This window comes from Thermoproteus uzoniensis 768-20, assembly GCF_000193375.1.
Classification (GTDB): Archaea; Thermoproteota; Thermoprotei; order Thermoproteales; family Thermoproteaceae; genus Thermoproteus; species Thermoproteus uzoniensis_A.
Map to the genome: position 1 here is coordinate 1,240,129 of NC_015315.1, position 17,501 is coordinate 1,257,629.

At 61.4% G+C, this 17,501-nt stretch carries 14 protein-coding genes; 11 read left to right on the forward strand and 3 right to left on the reverse strand.

Annotation, left to right across the window (positions count from 1 at the left end):
* The first annotated feature begins 20 nt into the window (after positions 1-20).
* Positions 21-1,064: a radical SAM protein gene (locus TUZN_RS06955; RefSeq protein WP_013680251.1), complete on the forward strand. Its 1,044-nt coding sequence runs from the start codon at positions 21-23 to the stop codon at positions 1,062-1,064.
* A gap of 17 nt (positions 1,065-1,081) precedes the next feature.
* On the opposite strand, the gene rpiA is transcribed toward TUZN_RS06955, so the two are convergent.
* Both rpiA and TUZN_RS06965 read right to left on the reverse strand, forming a co-directional pair.
* Positions 1,082-1,762, reverse strand: coding sequence for a ribose 5-phosphate isomerase A (rpiA, locus tag TUZN_RS06960; protein WP_013680252.1), 681 nt, complete (start codon positions 1,760-1,762; stop codon positions 1,082-1,084).
* Positions 1,763-1,794: 32 nt separating this feature from the next.
* Positions 1,795-2,181 carry a CBS domain-containing protein gene (locus TUZN_RS06965; RefSeq protein ID WP_013680253.1) on the reverse strand — a complete coding sequence of 129 codons (387 nt, stop codon included), beginning with the start codon at positions 2,179-2,181 and terminating at the stop codon, positions 1,795-1,797.
* A gap of 86 nt (positions 2,182-2,267) precedes the next feature.
* On the opposite strand from TUZN_RS06965, the gene TUZN_RS06970 reads away from it, so the two are divergent.
* The 9 genes from TUZN_RS06970 to malA all read left to right on the forward strand — a co-directional run bounded on the left by TUZN_RS06970 (position 2,268) and on the right by malA (position 14,417).
* A complete protein-coding gene (locus tag TUZN_RS06970) occupies positions 2,268-4,145 on the forward strand; it encodes an aldehyde ferredoxin oxidoreductase N-terminal domain-containing protein (protein ID WP_013680254.1) in 1,878 nt (625 codons plus the stop codon).
* 58 nt (positions 4,146-4,203) lie between these two features.
* A complete protein-coding gene (locus TUZN_RS06975; RefSeq protein ID WP_013680255.1) occupies positions 4,204-6,882 on the forward strand; it encodes a GH116 family glycosyl hydrolase in 2,679 nt (892 codons plus the stop codon).
* A 94-nt stretch (positions 6,883-6,976) separates the two neighbouring features.
* Positions 6,977-7,498, forward strand: coding sequence for a 2-oxoacid:acceptor oxidoreductase family protein (locus tag TUZN_RS06980; RefSeq protein WP_013680256.1), 522 nt, complete (start codon positions 6,977-6,979; stop codon positions 7,496-7,498).
* Positions 7,495-7,803 (forward strand): 4Fe-4S binding protein, encoded by a 309-nt coding sequence (locus tag TUZN_RS06985; RefSeq protein WP_013680257.1) that lies wholly within the window; start codon positions 7,495-7,497, stop codon positions 7,801-7,803. Before TUZN_RS06980 ends, TUZN_RS06985 begins: the two co-directional genes overlap by 4 nt.
* Positions 7,800-8,990, forward strand: coding sequence for a pyruvate/ketoisovalerate oxidoreductase subunit alpha (locus TUZN_RS06990; protein WP_013680258.1), 1,191 nt, complete (start codon positions 7,800-7,802; stop codon positions 8,988-8,990). Before TUZN_RS06985 ends, TUZN_RS06990 begins: the two co-directional genes overlap by 4 nt.
* Positions 8,987-9,934, forward strand: a complete 948-nt coding sequence (gene porB / locus TUZN_RS06995) for a pyruvate synthase subunit PorB (RefSeq protein WP_013680259.1) — start codon at positions 8,987-8,989, stop codon at positions 9,932-9,934. The genes TUZN_RS06990 and porB overlap by 4 nt, the downstream gene beginning before the upstream one ends.
* A gap of 20 nt (positions 9,935-9,954) precedes the next feature.
* Positions 9,955-10,293, forward strand: coding sequence for a cupin domain-containing protein (locus TUZN_RS07000; RefSeq protein ID WP_052886153.1), 339 nt, complete (start codon positions 9,955-9,957; stop codon positions 10,291-10,293).
* Between the two features lie 162 nt (positions 10,294-10,455).
* Positions 10,456-12,372 (forward strand): carboxypeptidase-like regulatory domain-containing protein, encoded by a 1,917-nt coding sequence (locus TUZN_RS07005; RefSeq protein ID WP_013680261.1) that lies wholly within the window; start codon positions 10,456-10,458, stop codon positions 12,370-12,372.
* A gap of 35 nt (positions 12,373-12,407) precedes the next feature.
* The gene (gene malA, locus TUZN_RS07010) at positions 12,408-14,417 is read left to right on the forward strand and encodes an alpha-glucosidase MalA (RefSeq protein ID WP_013680262.1); all 2,010 of its coding nucleotides are present in this window, start codon (positions 12,408-12,410) and stop codon (positions 14,415-14,417) included.
* Here malA and TUZN_RS07015 read toward each other — a convergent pair.
* A complete protein-coding gene (locus tag TUZN_RS07015) occupies positions 14,410-16,350 on the reverse strand; it encodes a Sip1-related alpha-galactosidase (RefSeq protein ID WP_013680263.1) in 1,941 nt (646 codons plus the stop codon). The genes malA and TUZN_RS07015 overlap by 8 nt on opposite strands.
* Before the next feature lie 47 nt (positions 16,351-16,397).
* On the opposite strand from TUZN_RS07015, the gene TUZN_RS07020 reads away from it, so the two are divergent.
* On the forward strand, positions 16,398-17,111 hold the full coding sequence (locus TUZN_RS07020; RefSeq protein ID WP_013680264.1) for a hypothetical protein: 714 nt from the start codon (positions 16,398-16,400) through the stop codon (positions 17,109-17,111).
* Positions 17,112-17,501: the final 390 nt, after the last annotated feature.

Here is a 17,501-nt window from a genome sequence, read left to right on the forward strand (position 1 = left end):
TTTATGGAGATCGAGTAGCGGTGGAGCGGCGGAGGGAGGTCTACTTCGTCGACGGGCTTCCGCAGATCGGGACGCGTTATTATGGCATTGTGGACCAAGGCACCAACGTAGTTGAGGTAAGGCCGACGAGCCTCTGCCCCCTCAACTGCGTGTTCTGCTCCGTGGCGGCAGGCCCTCTGGAGCCCCGCAGGTGGGCGGACTTCGTGGTGAGGAGGGACGCCCTTGTCGAGGCCCTCAAGGCCGTGGTGAAGTACAAGGGCGGCGGCGTCGAGGTGCACATAGACGGCATGGGCGAGCCGGCCGTCTACAACGAGCTGGTAGATCTGGTCCAAGACATGAAGTCCATAAGGGGCGTGTCCGTAGTGTCGATGCAGAGCCGCATGTTCACCCTCACCGAGAGGAAGATAGAGGAGCTCGCCGAGGCCGGCCTCGACAGAATAAACCTCAGCCTAGACGCCGTCGAGCCCTCCCTCGCGGCGAAGCTCGCCAACGCCAGCTACTACGATCCCCGGAGGGCCATGGCGCTGGCCGAGTACGCTGTCGGAAACACCTCCATGGACGTCTTGGTCTCCCCCGTATGGCTACCAGGCGTCAACGACGACCAGATACCGAAGATCGTGAGCTGGGCGAGGGCCGCCGGTTTGGGCAAGAGGTGGCCTCCCGTGCTTATACAGAAGTATGTACCGCACAAGAGGGGCAGGCACCCCAAAGGCGTTAGGGCGGTGGACTGGGGCGTCTTCTGGGCCAGAATCAAGGCGTGGGAGGCGCAGTTGGGGATAAGGCTGGACTGGCGCGGGGAGAACCCGTTCGGCGTCGAGAGGAGGCCCGCTCTGCCGAAGACCGTCAAAGCCGGCCAGAGGATAAAGGTGAGGATAGTGGGCCGCGGCATCTTCAGAAACGAATATCTGGCGGTGCCGAACAAGCTCGCCGACGATCCGTTGACCGACCGCGCGGTCACTGTCGTCTCCGAGAGGCCCTTGAGGCCCGGCGCCGAGGCGATCGTCAGAGTTGTCGAGGACGAGGACAATATAATAATCGCCAAGACCGAGGTGGTCTTCCTATAGAGCCGCACCCGAGGAGGTCAGAGAGCGAAGACCCCCCTCTCGTCTGCCAACAATATCACCGCGTCTCTCCTCTTGGCGAAGAGGCCCGTGTCGACTACGCCGGGTATGGCCTTCAGCTCGTCCTCCAGCTCGGGGTAGGCCGGGCCGGGGGGGACCCAGTCCAGTATGAAGTTGCCGTTGTCGCTTATTAGGGGCCCCAGCTTGCCGCCGCATTTGCAGGCCCTCAGCTCGGTTTTCCCGCCCCACCTCCTCTCCACGTCCCTCGCGACGAGCCTCCAGGCCGCCGGCAGGACCTCTATCGGGATCGGGCGGTTGCTGGGTAACCTATCGACGAGCTTATGGGCCTCGGCAATTATCACGAGCGTCGACGCCCTGTAGTCTACCACCTTCTCGCGGACCATCGCGCCGCCCCCTCCCTTTATGAACATCCTGTCTCTAGAGATCTCGTCGGCCCCGTCAACGGCTAGGTCTATGCTGTCGACAGCCCAAGGCGGCACTAGGTAGGGGCCGAGCCCGACCTCCAACGCCTTCAGCTCGCTGTCGATGCTGGTGGCGACGAGGGTGACCCTTATGCCCTTCTCAGCGACCGCCCTGGAGAGCTCCTCTATGAAGGCCTTCGCCGTGGAGCCCGAGCCCAAGCCGACGACCGATCCGTCCCTCACGAACTCGACCGCTTTGCGAGCCAGTAGCTCCTTCACAGCTCCAAAAAACGACCGCCTTAAATAGAGGATTAGGGGTAGGCCCCCTCCAGCGCTATCAAGCTCCTCAAGGCGTCCCTTATGCTCAAGATGCCGACCACCCTATTGCCCTCGACAACCGGTATATGCCTTATGTTGTGCTCGATCATCTTCTGCGCGGCCATGAACACGGACTCGTTGGGGTAGGCCTTTATCAGCTCCTTAGGCGCCAGCTTCTCGAGAGGCGTGTCGAGGCTTATCCCCTCGGCCACGACTTTGACGAGATCCCTCTCCGTAAATATGCCCACGGGGCTCCCCACGTCGTCGACGACCAGCACCGCGCCTATGTTGTAGGCGTACATTTTAGAGACAGCGCACCTTATGGTGTCGCGCGTGGTGCAGTAGACGACGCGATCGCTCATGATATTTTTGACCTCCATAAAGGGCCTAATAACACACCATAATAAGTTTTATCATTATTATTGAGTATACCAAAAAGGATAAGAGGAATAATGCCCGTATACCCATGCGAGTCGCCTTCGTGGACTTGGGCAGATCCTCGGTGGAGGTGAGGGAGGTAGAGGCGCAGGGCCCAGTCAGCCTCGGCCTAAAAGTGCACGAAGAGGCGGAGAGCTGGCGCCGCGACCCCCTATCGCCGGAGACGCCGCTGGTTATAGGCATGGGCCGATTCGTCGGAGGCCGCCTCATAGGCGTGCACAGGATTGTGGCCGTTTTCAGAAGCCCCATGACGAGGGGGCTCCACTCGAGCGCCTTGGGGGGAGCCGCCTACAAGATGATGGGGGCCGGCGTAGACGCCTACGTGATCACCGGCAAGGCGCCGGAGCCCGTCGTGTTGCTGGCATCCCAAGAGGGGATCAAGATAGAGCCCGTGAAGCTAGTGTACGAATATCAGGGACTGCGCGGCGTCTACGCCTTCACCAAGTACCTCTACGACTCCTATAGGGATTTCTTCCAGAGGAACAACGCCCGGGCCGTCGTAGTGGGGCCCGCGGCGTGGCGCACCTACAACGGGGCCCTGGCCTCCATAGACTTGACTCCGAAAGGCGAGCTCTCTAAAGGCGCCGAGGATTTCGCCGCGAGGGGAGGGCCCGGCACGGCGGCCGCCCAAGGCCACAACCTGGCGGCGTTGATAGCGGGCGGCAAGGCGAGGGCGCGGTACCAGGCGGTGGCCGACATACACAAGATCGACGAGGTGGCTAAGGTGAGGCTCAAGAAGGGGTACCTAGAGTCTTTGCAAGAGAAGACTATCAAGTACCGTTTCGACCCGAGTCTCGGCACCGGCGGCACCTTCGGCGTCAACTACGTCCACTATAGAGACCTCGTCCCGCTCTTCGGGTATAAATCAATATATATGGACAGAGACGAGAGAGTGAGGCACGCCGACGCGATACTTAGGCTGTTCTGGAAGCCCTTCAACGAGCTGGTTTTCGAGAAGGCGAGGAGCTGGTACAACTGCGGCGAGCCCTGCCCCGTGACTTGCAAGAAGGTCTGGCAGGGGAAGAAGGTAGACTACGAGCCGTTCCACGCCATGGGCCCCTTCATAGGGGTCTACACCTTCGAGGACTCGGTTAAGCTAGTCGACGAGGTAGACGCCTACGGCCTGGACGCCATAGAGATGGGCCACGTCACCGCTTGGCTCTTCGACGCGGTGGAGCACGGACTGCTGAGGCCCGAGGAGGTGGGGATAGGCGACGCCCCCGTCTTCGACCCCTACAAGTTCAAGCCCGAGACGGACTCCAAGAAGAACGCCAGATTGGCGGGCGAGCTTCTGAGGGCGTTCGTCGAGGGCGGCGGCGAGGCCGTGGAGGACGTCGCGAGGCTGGGCATCAGGAAGGCCGCGAGGGCCTTCGAGGCTAAGTACGCCGATAGGGTGGCCAAGGCCGGCGTCAGGTTCAGAGACCTCGCCGTCTTCGTGGCGTACGGCGACGAGGGCTACATGACGCCCAACTTCTACTGGGCGCCCGGCATGGTGGCCCCCATGTACGTGCAGGGGAAGTACTGGACAAACTACAACCCGACCTACATGCCGCCCGAGGAGTTCGCCAAGACGGCGTACGACCGCGCCGTGATGGAGTCGTTGGTGGAAGACGCCGGAATATGCAGATTCCACAGAGGGTGGGCGGAGCCCATCTTGGGAGATCTCTTCAAGCTGACGGGGATCGACATGGATAGGAGCCTCTACAAGAGATTCGCCGAGTACTCGATAAAGGCAGGCGCAGATCCGAGGCCGTGGGAGAGCAGGAGGGCTATGGACGTGGTGTCGACAATGGCGAGGGAGCTCGGGGCCAAGGACTGGAAATTCGACTCCGACGAGGCCTACATGGAGTGGTGGCGCCGCTACAAGGAAGCGCTGGACAAGCTCCTAGGTATAACAGTATCATAACTTGCCGATTGCCGACATAACAGATCAATAATTTTAAACTCCGCGATAACACCTATCCATGAGGTATGTATACTCGAACAACATCGCGTCGGGCGTTGCGCTGGGCGGAATAGGCGCGGGCTCCGTCGAGATAAGGGCCGACGGCCTCCTCCACGACTGGCTCATATTCAACAACGGGCCTTGGACCACGATAGACGCCCACAGAAAGCTCTACCCCCTAGACGAGAAGGGGTTCCTCCTGGCGGTGCGGGTCGACGGCGGCGAGGGGCCGCTCGTGAGGCAACTGCAGTCGGCCGGCTACATACTGGGCGGGGATCCCTATAAGGCTCCTTGGCTCAAGCCGGTCAAGGGAGTGGACTACCGCGGGGAGCCGCCCCTAGCCCTGCTCAAATACGTCGACGATCTGCCCGTGGAGATCGAGGCCGAGTTCCTCTCGCCGTTCATCCCAGGCGATCTCAAGAACTCTGCGTTGCCGGCGTTTATCGCGGTCGTCAAGTTCAGAAACCGCTCCGACAAGCCGTTAGACGTATCGCTCTGGGCGATGTTGAAGTCGCCCTTCAGCAAGGCGGTGGCCAAGGCCAAGGGCGACACGGTCGTCCTACAAGACGGCGGCGAGCCCGGCGACAGCCCACTCCGCGACGGCTCTATGGCTTTGGCCGTGCGCGCAGGCGAGGTCCACGCCGCCGTAGTGAGGGCGCCGGGGTACGACGAGTACGGGTTCCAGAGATACGACGACTCGCTCGAGATGTTGCAGGCCTGGATAGATTTCAGAAGGGAGGGGAGAGTCAGGGGGCCCGCCGCGCGCTCCGGGGACGGCCTCTGGGCCGTCGTCACGGCGCCTCTCAAGCTGGCGCCTTCCGAGGAGAAGTCCGTCGTCTTGGTGCTGGCCTGGTTCTTCCCCAACCACGTGGACCAGTTCGGCGAGCGGCTCGGCCACTACTACGAGAACTTCTTCTCGGACGCAGGCTCTGTAGCTCGGTACGTCTTGGACAACTTCGAGTACCTGTATGGGAAGACGAAGAAGTTCCACGACGCCCTATACGACGTAAAGGGCGTCGAGAGCTGGATCGCCGACCTTGTGGCCTCCCAGCTGAGTACCTTGGTCAAGATAAGCTGGCTCACCAAGGACGGCAGATTCGCTCTGTGGGAGGCCTTGGGCGATAAGTACTACGGAGGCCCGGAGCGTAACGCATTCAACACCACCGACGTGATCGCCTACGCGACGCCCGCGCTGGTATCGCTCTTCCCCGAACTCGCCGTGAAGTACCTAGTCCAGCACTCCGCCTTCGCGTTGAGGCGAGGGACGCCCGAATGGGTGATCTACGCGCTGGCGATTCCCGAGAACAGGCGCGAGTTCGAGAAGGCGCTGGAGAGGGAGCCCTATCTGGCCCTGGACTGGCAGAGGCTCGTCGAGGCCGTCTCGAGGATAGTAGAGAGGACGGGGAAGGACCCGGCGGGCCGGATAGCCCACTTCCTCAACAAATCGATCAAGGGGATCGACGGCTACCACATGATTGATCTCATGCCTAAGTACGTGTTGATGGCCTACGCAACCGCCAAGTGGACGGGCAACGCCGAGCTGTTGAGGAACCTCTGGGATGTCCTCGACGGCGCTGTGGACAGCGTGGCGAAGGCGCAGAGCGTAGAAGGGTTGCCCTACCACACGACCCCCGCCGGCATCGAGTGGATGAGGGCTGTGCAGGCGATCTTCAAGGAATCCGCCTCGCAGATATCGACGGCGGTGGTCCAGCTGTTGAGCCAGAGGGCCGTCCTCATGGGCTTTCAGACTTTCGATACCTGGGCCTTCTACGGGGTCTCGTCCTACGTCCTATTCCTCTGGGCCGCCGCGCTCAAGGCCATGGTCGAGGGCGCCAAGCTGACGGGCAGAAGCCCCGAGAAGTACGCGGAGCTGTTGCGTAGGGCCTTCGAGGGGCTGGAGAGGCTGTGGAACGGCGAATATTTTGACCTATGGTGGGATCCCGTCACCGGCGAGAGGGACAGGGCCTCCATGGCGGCCCAGCTGTTCGGGCAACTGCTCGCCCACGTGGCCGACCTGGGCTACCTATCGGACAAGCAAAGGGTGATCTCGGCTCTGAGGGCTGTGGCCAAGTACAACCTGGCGCCGGACGAGGGGCTCATAAACGGGATGTATCCCGACAGGCGCAGGCCCTCCTTCGTCGGGCCGACACTCTACGAGAACTTTACGCGCGGCCCCTACCTGCCGACGTGGCAGATGGACACCCCGTGGACCGGCGTCGAGTACGCCGTGGCGGGCCATATGTTTTACGAGGGGCTTGTAGAGGAGGGAACCGCCGTCCTCAAGGCGTTGCACGAGCGCTACGAGCGGGGAGGGCACTACTGGAACCACATAGAGTGGGGGACGCACTACATGCGGCCGCTTTCGGCGTGGGCGGTGGTCATGGGCATGTGGGGGCTTAGGTACGACGGGTTCGACAAAAGGCTGACGTTGAGGCCGGCGGTGGCGCCGCTTAGATGGGTGCTCGCCGTGGGCGGAAGCTGGGGCGTCTTGGACTGGACCGGCGATGCGGCGAGGCTGGAGCTGGCCCACGGCGCCTTGAAGCTCAGATACTTGAGGCTACCCAAGAGGCCCGGCTCCATTAAGCTGGATGGCAAGCCTCTGCAGTTCGAGATAGCGGAGATGGACGGCGCCTACGAGGCGAGGCTGACCCAGGAAATCGAGCTGGCGTCCGGCCAGACGCTCGAGATAGGCTTCTAGGGCGCCTCAATTCGCTATATGGCTAAAAATATGACGTTTATAACCGTGTTCGTAAAGGATGGTTAAATATTTATTACGATGAGATCGCTATGTCGTGATCGAGATAAGGTTCCACGGCCGCGGAGGCCAGGGCATGGTCACGGCCTCGCAAGTCCTGGCAACCGCCGCTATAATGGAGGGGAAATACGCGCAGGCGTTCCCGGAGTTCGGCCCCGAGAGGCGCGGAGCCCCCGTCAAGGCGTATCTGCGCATAGACGACAAGCCGATATACAAGCGCGAGCCTGTAGTGGAGCCCGACGTCGTGGTCGTCGGCGACCAGTCGCTTTTCGTCTCGGAGAACCCGCTCGAGGGGCTTAAACAGAACGGGATTCTGGTCGTCAACGGCGCCTATAAGGCGCCCGTAAAGACCTACTACGTCGACGCCACATCCCTCGCCTTGAAGGTATTGGGCAAGGCAATAGTGAACACCGCCATGATAGGCGCCGTGGTCAAGGCCACCGGCGTGGTCCGCCTCGAGACCGCCCTCGCCGCCTTGGGCAAATACTTCAGCGGCAAGATATACGAGCTAAATGCGCAACTGGTAAAAATAGCATTTGATCAGACCAAGGAGCTATGAGCCTCCCGCGCGTCCACGAGATACCCATAGGCGGCATAATAACAGAGCCAGGCTCGTCGCGCAAGAACCTCACTGGCGGATGGCGCAGTCTGAAGCCCATAATACACGACGATAGGTGCATCCGTTGCCGCATATGCTGGACGTATTGCCCCGAAGGTACTATAAAGGAGATCAAGGGAGAATTTGTTGTTAAAGGGCGTAAATACCAATATAAGTATGAAATAGACTATAACTACTGCAAGGGATGCGGCATATGCGCACACGAGTGCCCGACTAAGGCAATAGAGATGGTGCCGGAGGCATGACCGCCGCGGCGGCTCTCCAAAAGGCCAAGACGACGCTTGCGTTGACCAGCAACTACGCAGTAGCCTATGCCGTCAAGGCCGCCGATGTCGACGTCGTTGCGGTCTACCCCATAACGCCGCAGACCACCATAGTGGAGAAGATAGCCGAGTTCGTCGACGATGGCGAGCTGAACGCCGATTTGATACATGTAGAGTCAGAGCACTCGGCCATGTCGGCCGTAGTCGGCGCTGCGGCCGCCGGGGCTAGGGTCTTCACGGCGACCAGCAGCCAGGGGCTCGAGCTGATGCACGAGGTCCTGCACATAGCCTCGGGCCTCCGTCTGCCCATTGTGATGGCCGTGCCGGCCCGCGCCCTCTCCGCCCCCATAAGCATACACGGCGACTACAGCGACGTGATGAACACAAGGGATACCGGATGGATAACCTACATAGCGTCCTCGGCGCAGGAGGTCTACGACACGGTGATACAGGCGTACAAGGTGGCCGAGACCGCGTTGCTCCCCGTCATGGTGTCCTACGACGGCTTCTTGATGTCCCACACGACAGAGCCCGTGGAGCTCAACGACGAGGAGGAGGTGAGGCGCTTCCTCCCCAGAAAGGATAGGCCGAACGTCTTAAGGCCCGAGAAGCCGATCACCATGGGCGCCTTCGCTATGCCCGACTGGTACTACGAGATAAAGTACCAGGTCCAGGAGGCGTTAATGGGCTCTCTAAAGGTAGTCGAGGAGGTCGATGCGGAGTACGGCAAAATCTTCGGGAGGAGCTACGGGATAGTCCAGACGTACAGGATGGAGGACGCCGACTATGCCATAATAGCATATGGCGGAGCCGCCTTCGGCAACGCCCGCGAGGCCGCCGACATAGCTAGGGAGAAGGGCATAAAGGCAGGCGCGATAAGGTTGCGGGTGTGGAGGCCGTTCCCCACGAGCCATCTGCTCAAGCAACTGGCCGGCGTCAAGGCGTTTGCGGTGGTCGACAGAGCCATCGCGTTCGGCTCATCGGGAGGAGGGCCGGTGTTCTTGGACGTGGCCGCCGCGCTCTGGATGAACGGCATCGACATACCCGGGCTGTCCGTGATACACGGCATAGGGCAACGCTCTATGTACGTCGAGGACTTCGTCAAGATATACGAGATGCTGAAGAGCGGCGAAAGGAATAAAGTGATCTACATGGGGCTGAGGCTATGAAGGTGGTGTACAAGTCAATCTGGGATCTGCCAGCCGAGGAGCTGTTTGCCTCCGGCCACCGCGCCTGTGCGGGTTGCGGGCCCGCCATTGCCATGAGGTGGATAACCAAGACCGCCGGGCCGAACACCATCGTGGTCAACGCCACTGGCTGTATGGAGGTCACCACCACGCAATACCCGGAGACCGCTTGGATGGTGCCCTACCTACACGTCGCCTTCGAGAACGCCGCGGCGGCCGCCGCGGGCATCGACTCGGCCATAAGGGTAATGTCCAAGAAGGGGCTCTGGAGCTCCGGCAAGACAAACGTCGTGGTCATAGCCGGCGACGGCGGGACCTACGACATAGGCCTCCAGTCCCTCAGCGGCATGCTGGAGAGGGGACACCACGTGCTCTACATACTCTACGACAACGAGGCCTACATGAACACCGGCATACAGAGGAGCGGCGGCACGCCGCGCTTCGCCTGGACTACCACGACGCCTGTGGGGAAGGCCATAAGAGGCAAGATACAGGCTAAGAAGGACATAATGGGTATCGTGATGGCGCATAGAGTGCCCTACGCCGCCACCGCCACCATATCCAACATAGTGGACATGGCCAACAAGATAAAGACAGCGCTGGAGTACACGGCGGAGGGCCCCACCTTCCTGCACATACTGGCGCCTTGCCCGCCGGGCTGGCGCTTCCCCGAAGAGCGGACTGTGGAGGCGGCTAGGCTGGCGGTGGAGACAGGCTACTTCCCGCTTTACGAGTACGACCACGGGAAGATAAGGCTGAATCCGCCCACCTCGAACATGGTGGCCGACCCGAAGCGCAGGAAGCCGCTGAGGGAGTTCTTGAAGTTCCAGGGTAGGTTCGCGCACTTGACCGACGCGGAGATAGAGGAGCTGGAGAAGGAGGTGGTCGCCAATCTGGAGTATTTGGCCAAACTGGCTTCGCTTTAAATAGAGCCGGTATTCCCTTTATGGGTTGGGTGTTCGAGAAGCTCAACGAGTGTATCGAGAGGCGTTATATATCGGGGAGGAACCTCACGTTGGCGCAGTTCAGGATTAAGGCCGGCTGCGTCGTGCCGGCGCACAGCCACGAGAACGAGCAGATAAGCCTCATCCTCGAGGGCAGGGCCCTCTTCGTGGTCGGCGGCGTAACGCGGGAGGTGTCCGCGGGCGAGGTAGTGCACATACCGCCGGGAGTCCTCCACGAGGTGAAGGCGCTCACCGACGTGGTGGTCGTCGACGTGTTCTCGCCTAGACGCGACGACTGGGAGAAAGGCGGCGACAGCTACCTCCGCGGAGGGGCCAGATAGGCGGCGTTTGCTATCCGCCGGCCGGCTAAGATCGCCGCTAGCCCGGCCCGCGGGGCCGGGTAAATAAAGGTATTTTCCAGAAACAATATCACTTAGCTAATATATAGATCCTACTGGTTAAAGGTGTGCATAGGTCTTATTAAATAACGGCGTCGGAGACTCATGCGCCTAAAATTCCTGCCCCTAGCGTTAATAGGGCTGGCGGCTCTCGCGCTAGCCGGTCCGATAAACGTGGTCTTCCCCTACAACGCACAGATACAGTACTTGGCCTACAAAACCGTCACGTTGACCGTACAGCTAGGCCCCGGCGGCACCTACACCATATCGCCGCCCGCCGTGACTCCCGGCTCCGGCTTCGCCTACAGCGGCATGGTGATACAATTCCAAGGCGTCTACCCGTCCGTGCAAGTGGCCGCCAACGGCTTCTTCAGCAAGTCCTACAACTCGGAGGGCTTCCTGCAGGCGGTATACGTCGGCCCCGACGCCAGCAAGGTGATGTTGATAAACACGGCCAACACCAACGTACAGGTACAGGTGCAGATCACCTACCAGTTCACCTACGACCAGTACGTCCCGCTGGCCAACGGAACTGTCTTGACCGTCACGTTGCCCAACGCGAAGTTGCCGCAGGGCTTCGGGGAGAGCGCCACCGTTAGGCTGGATCCCGGCGCGCCTTACGTGATAAGCTCCGTGGAGCTCCCCGACGGATCGCCGGCGAGCGCCTACCGCGTAGAGCCCAAGGTGGTTGAGCTGACGCAGCCCGGCACCTACAAGGTGGTGATAGCCAGCGGCCCCTCGTTGCCAGCGGCGCTACTGGTCAAGAGCCTGGCCCAACAGACGGCCACCGTCGGCCCCAACTCCCAGCTGACCGTTAGCGGGTCCCAGATAGGGGTGCCGCAAGGCTGGCAGTTGCTGGGCTATGTGGTGTTCGCGTACACCGGCAACGTGAATCTAGTGGGCCAACAGGCGGGTGGCCAGATCAGCATATCTGGCGGCCTGGTCGACATAGTGAACAACAACACGCTGAACTTCATAATAAGATCCGTGAGCTACTTAATACCGCCGTTGTGGCAGGCACAGCTGACCTACAAGATAGCCATAGTGTACGGCGACAGCTTCACCGTGACGTCGACAATGAACTCCCCCGTCAACGTGATATACATACCCATAGTCTACAAGGCCGCGCAGGTCACCTGGTTGCCCGACAGGGCGCTGGTTAACGTCACGCAAGCCGACGTGTCAGACGGCGTGTGGACCGCCGTAGTGCTCCAGCTACCCGCCCTCGCCAAGATAGTCTCGATAAAGACGCCGAGCAACGCGGTGATAACCAACGCCACCGACGTCCAGCTAGTGTGGGGCGGCGGCGTGAGGATGGCCTCAATAAGCCCCGACGGACACGAGGCGTATATAGTGGTGCAGGAGGGCAACACTGCCGAGACCGGCGTCTACACGTTCGTGATCGACTGGAGCCCGCTGACGATAACCGTGGCTAACAAGTTCGGCGGAGCTGTAAGCGACATCACCGCCACCGCCGGCCAGTACAACGTGGCGGTCTCCAACGGCGTGGTGAGCGTCTACGTATACCAGCCCGGGCCCGTCTCCGTGCAGATAGCCTACAAGGGCGTCCCGGCGGCCAACGTCCTGGTGCAGTCGTTGGACTTCAGCCAACACGTGGTGCAGCTGGGCATATACAACGTGAAGGTGGTCGTCGTAGGCGCCTTGAACCAGCCCATACCCAACGCCCAGGTGTCGATAAACGGCTTCCCCGCCAGCGGGACTACGGACAGTAGCGGGTCTGTGACGTTCGGCGGAGTGCTCGAGGGAGCCTACACGCTGGCTGTCAACGTGGGCAACCGCGTGCACGTGACCAGCAATCTGACCGTGGCCGGCCCGAGCCAGACCGTGACGGCGGTAGTCAAGACGCCGATAGTGGCCATAATCAACGGAGTGCCCATAACGGTGACCGATGCCGCGGCCGCCGCGGGCGGGGTCTCCGCCGCCGGCCTAGCGCTTGCGTTGAGGAGGATGCTGAGCAAGTCGAGTGAGGACGAGGCGGTAGCCGAGGTGGAGCAGGTATAAACTCTTTTTAATCGGCCTCAACCCCCCTCCTTTTCGTGAAGATTCTTGCCGAGTCCGACGGAGAGGTCCTCAGGCTGAGGATCAACGACCCGGCGCCCCTTGTGGATATACCCTTCTCCGGGAAGCCGGCCGAGCTCCCTCCGGAGCTCTCAATCGCCGAGGGGAAGTTCCCGTTCCGCCTAGAGGCCTACGCCGGCTTAAAGGGGCTTGTCCTGTCGCGGCCGCTCTCGTTAGACGAGCACGTCTACGGCCTCGGCGAGAAGGCCTTCGATCTGGATAGGAGGAGGGGGTTCTTCCAGCTCTGGAATGTCGACGTCGGCTGCGTCGCGAGGTACGGGTGGTACGTGGACCCCATGTACGTCTCCGTGCCCTTCCTCATCGTCTTCGACGCGGCGAAGGCCACGGGCTATTTCATCAACTCCGCGTCGCGCATATTCGTGGACGCGGGGCTCTATAGATACGATAGGCTGACCGTATTCGTGCCGGAGGACTCCGTGGAGCTGTTCGTCATAGGAGGCCCCAAGATCGAGGACGTGTTGAGGAGGTACTTCCGCCTCACCGGCATGCCGTTCCTCATGCCGGAGTGGGCCCTCGGGTACCAGATAAGCAGATACTCGTACTATCCCCAGGAGAGGGTCGTGGAGGTGGTCAGGAGGCATGTGGAGATGGGGATACCGGTATCCGCGGTGTATCTCGACATAGACTACATGGACGGCTATAAGGCCTTTACGTGGGATCCCCAGAAGTTCCCGAACCCCCGGCAACTCGCCGAGGAGCTCCACAAGATGGGCGCCAGGCTCGTGACTATACTGAACCCGGCGTTGAAGGTCGACCAGAGATATCCCGTCTTCCGCGAGGCGTTGGGCCTCTTCGTCGAGACCAAAAACGGGGAGATCTACACCGGGGCCATGTGGCCCGGCAAGTCGGCCTGGATCGACTTCCTCAAGCCCGAGGCCAGATCGTGGTGGGCGGAGAGGGTGAGGCGTTGGGCCGAGGAGTGGGGCGTGGACGGCATATGGCTCGACATGAACGAGCCGACCGCTCTGGGGGAGCCGCAGAGGGACTGCGCCTTGGATCCGGAGGCGCTACACGACGCGGGCGGGAGGCGCGTGAGGCACGCAGAGGCGCACAACTACTACTCTGTCTTCCAGGCGGAGGCCACTTTTAGGGGGCTCGCCGAGGCCGGCAGAGAGCCCTTCATCCTCTCGCGCGCAGGCTCGGCGGGGATACAGCGCTACGCCGCGGTGTGGACCGGCGACAACGCTCCCAGCTGGGAGGATCTGAGGCTACAGACGGCCATAGTGCTCGGCCTATCGGTCAGCGGCGTGCCGTACGCCGGCTTCGACATAGGCTCGTTCGCGGGGCATAGGCACTACAAATCGCCCTACGTCAACGATATGGATCTGCTCGTCAGGTATTACCAGATAGCGCTGTTCTTCCCCCTCTTTAGGTCCCACAGAGCGCCCGACACTCCCGATAGGGAGATCTACGAGTTGCCGGACAGATGGCGCGAGAAGGTCGTTAGGGTCGTGAAGTTGAGGTATAGGTTCCTGCCGTACCTCTCGGCGCTATCCCTCGAGGCCCACGAGGAAGGGAGGCCCATCTTGAGGCCCCTCGCCTACTACCACCAAGACGACGAGAACGTCCACGCCATGTACGACGAATACTACGTCGGGCCCTACATACTCTACGCCCCTCTGCTCTGGAGGGAGGCCAAGAGGCCGATATATCTGCCGAGAGGTCGCTGGGCGGATTTCTGGACCGGCGAGATCTACGAAGGGCCGGTATGGGTGGAGAACTCCGACGAGCTCCCCATATACGTGAGGGAGGGCGCCGTGGTGCCTCTGGCCTCCGACAACGGGCTCGACGTGCTGGTCTTCGGCGACGGCGGAAGGATAAAGCTAAGGGACGGCACGGTCATCCAGCGCGACGGCGGCGTGCTGGCCCTCTCGAAGCCTAAACGCGTGGACAAGGTCGTCGAGTACAGAGGGGGCCGGATCCTCGAAATATCCGTCGGCTCGCTCACGGATAGGGTCGTCATCTGATCTCCACCGGCGTTCCCGGCGCTATGGGCCTCCCGTCCACTACGGGGTAGGGCGGCAGTATATATTCGGCGAGCCCTATGAGCCCCGCCCTCGACAAGATCACCACCTCGCAGTCCAGGGGCTCCAGCTCCACCTCGACGCCTCCGCTCTGCAACCTGCCGCCCTCGCGCGAGAAGACCTTGTAGTAGACCTCGGGGACGTACTCGTAGGGCAACGACCCGACGCTCAGGAAGTCGGCCGCTCTTCTGTCCGACACGTTGCACAGGGCGACGGCCGCCTTGCCTCTCACTGTCGAGGCGAGCTTCAAGAGGCGGCGGCCTCTGTAGGGGTTGTCGAAGAGCACGTCGCGCGTCGGGACCGCGGGGAAGTCCACCCTCACGACCTCCCCGTTGGGCAAGACCGCCATCTTCAAGAGATCCGCGTTGGTCTTGGCGGGGTCTCTGTCGGTTATGTACACGGGGCCTCCGCTGAAGACTCTGAGCACTAGGTGGAGCTTCGCGTGGGGATCGTAGCTGGAGAACATGTCGAAGTCGGGCCAGACGACCTCGGAGAAGAATAGCGAGCCGTATGCGTTGGATATGGCGTGTAGCCGCGCCCCCTCGCGCCAGTAGGGCAGATAGTCGTTGGAGGTCCTCATGACGTTGCTCAAGAAGTAGTTGCTGTAGTTCTCCGGGTTCATGGACATGCAGTTTAGCACGGACAGGCCGGACTGGTCGGCGGCTAGCTGGAGCGCCGTCTGGAGCGAGGCCGACGCCCTGCCCACCTTCTCGCGTGCGTAGCGCGCTATCAGCCTCGCGGAGCACTGGTTGTCGACCTTGACGAAGTCGAACCCTCTAAGGCTTGTGTAGAGCCGTTTGTAGAGGAGGAGGGCCTCGGGGAACGCGGGCGGCGGGGCCTTCGCCGCAACGTAGGGAATCCCGGCGACGCCCAGCTCCCCCTCGACGCTCTCGTCGAAGCCGCCCCAGTGGACGTTCAACGTGTGCCAGAGGCCGACCCACCTCACGCCGAGCGATCTCAAGCCCTCCACGGTCTTTTCGAAGCCGCCGGGGAACTTCCCCTCGTCAGGCCTCAAAGAGGTCAACACCCTGTTGAGGCAACACGGTTGCTCCACCTTCCTCTCCCTCTGCCACCCGTCGTCTATCAACGCCCAGACCACGGACACGCCCCTCTCCCTCAGACCCCTCACAACGTCCACCACGCCGGGGCCCGAGACGTCTGCAAGGAACGCGTTCCAGCTACACCAGCCCAGGTAGTTCAGGAACTCGGGCCGCCGCTTGTCGGCCCTCAGCCTTAAATTGGCGCGGGCCGCGAGGGCCCTCCAGGCCCTCCTCAAGGCCTCGTAGGGATCGCCGGAGAGGCCGTACGCCAATATCCAAGACCGCCCTATACGTCTGGACTCGACGCCCATATAGGCCTTCGCCGTCCAGCCGCTCCAGAGATAGCCGCTGAGATCGCCCGAAGAGGCGGCGAGGAGGGCTAAGTAGCCGCCGTCTTTTAAGGAGGCCAGCAACGCTACAGTGAACGGCAAGAGGTCGGGGAAATCCTCGCCGAAGTAGGGAGTCGCCCAAGGCTGTATCCACCACTTCGCCACGTCGAGCTCCGCCGACGGCCTCTTAGGGTAGTTGGAGGGAGACGCAGCGCACTCCTCCGGATTGCCCTTGCCCACATAGGCCTGGTTGCACTGCCAGGGCCCGTCGTAGATCTGCGCGTTTGTAAGAGCTACGAAGGCCGCCGCGTCTGCCTTGACCGATATGTCCAGAGGCCAGTCCGCGAGCTCCGCGTCGGCGTTGGCCTCAACGCCGACGGCGCCCGAGGAGCTGTCTCCGTCCACGAGAAGCCTCAGGGCCCCCCTCCCGCATAGGTTATAGCTATCCCCCTCGCGGGAGGGGATACATACGCCGTCTTTGAAATAGGCCCGGACGACCGCGAACACAACAACTACGTCCTCAATAAATATTTCACTGGAAATCGGCGTGTCGTATGTTGCCCAGGGAGAGAAGCGTGTTGGGGATACTGACCTTCTCGTTCGCGCTCGCTCTGGCAGGCGCCGCGCCCAAGATAGAGCCGGCAGGGGCCCTCCTCGCCGCCGTCGCCTACGCCCTCCACTTGACGACCTTCGACCCCATATTCAATTCCATACTTAGGCCGCGGCCCAGGACCTGGGGCCTCATGGCGGCGAACTTAGTCCCCTACACTGCAGCGATCGCGTTGGGGCTCTGGAGCCCTCCGGCGTTTGCCGTAGCGGCGCTAGTGTTCGCCGTATACGTCGTCCTCGCCGCGCGCGGCCTGGCCAGGTCGGTGCCCGGCGTCGTCTTGGGCACCGCCATGCTCTCGTCGATCTTCCTCTTGGCGAAGTCCATGGTCGACCCCTCCCTCGGCGTCGTCGACTACGCCGTATATGCCCTATTCGTCGGCTACCACGTGGCCACCGCGTACTACGTCGAGTCGAGGCTCGCCTTCAGGAACGTATCGCCCTGGAGCGCGCTGGTCCCCTGGATCCCCGCGGTGATCGCGGCGGGAGCCGTCAGGCCGTTGTTGCTGGTAGCCGCCGTGGAGCCCACCGCTAAGTTCGCCGCAAATATTGCCAACAACGTCAAGTACAAAAGCGGCAGAGACATAGCGAGGATGGGCTGGCGCGAGCTGGCGAGATCTGCTCTACTTACAGCGATTTTAGCCGCGCTGTACCACGTCTAAAGATAACGCCCTCAACTTCTCCTCCAGCTCTTTCAGCTCCTCGGCGAGCTCGGATCAGGCTCCGCGGCGTCCCTTAAGGGCCACGACTTATACGACGAACTCCGAGACCAACGAGAAGCCCGTCCCGGCTATCAGCTCCTCCAGCTACTGTGCAACCGATACGGCATCGACGCTGCCGTGTATCTGCGGGCCAGCACCAGATAGGGCCTTTTAGAACATACGTAGCGCCGCCGATCCGGGACGCGGTGCGGAGCCCTTAAGAAGCCGGAGACCCCAGCGCGAGTATATTTGGGCTGTTGTCCGGGTCTAATACCATTAGCCCTACTCATAACACTCTATATACTCTATTCATCTATATATTTATATTATGATGATTTCTAAGTTTATTTA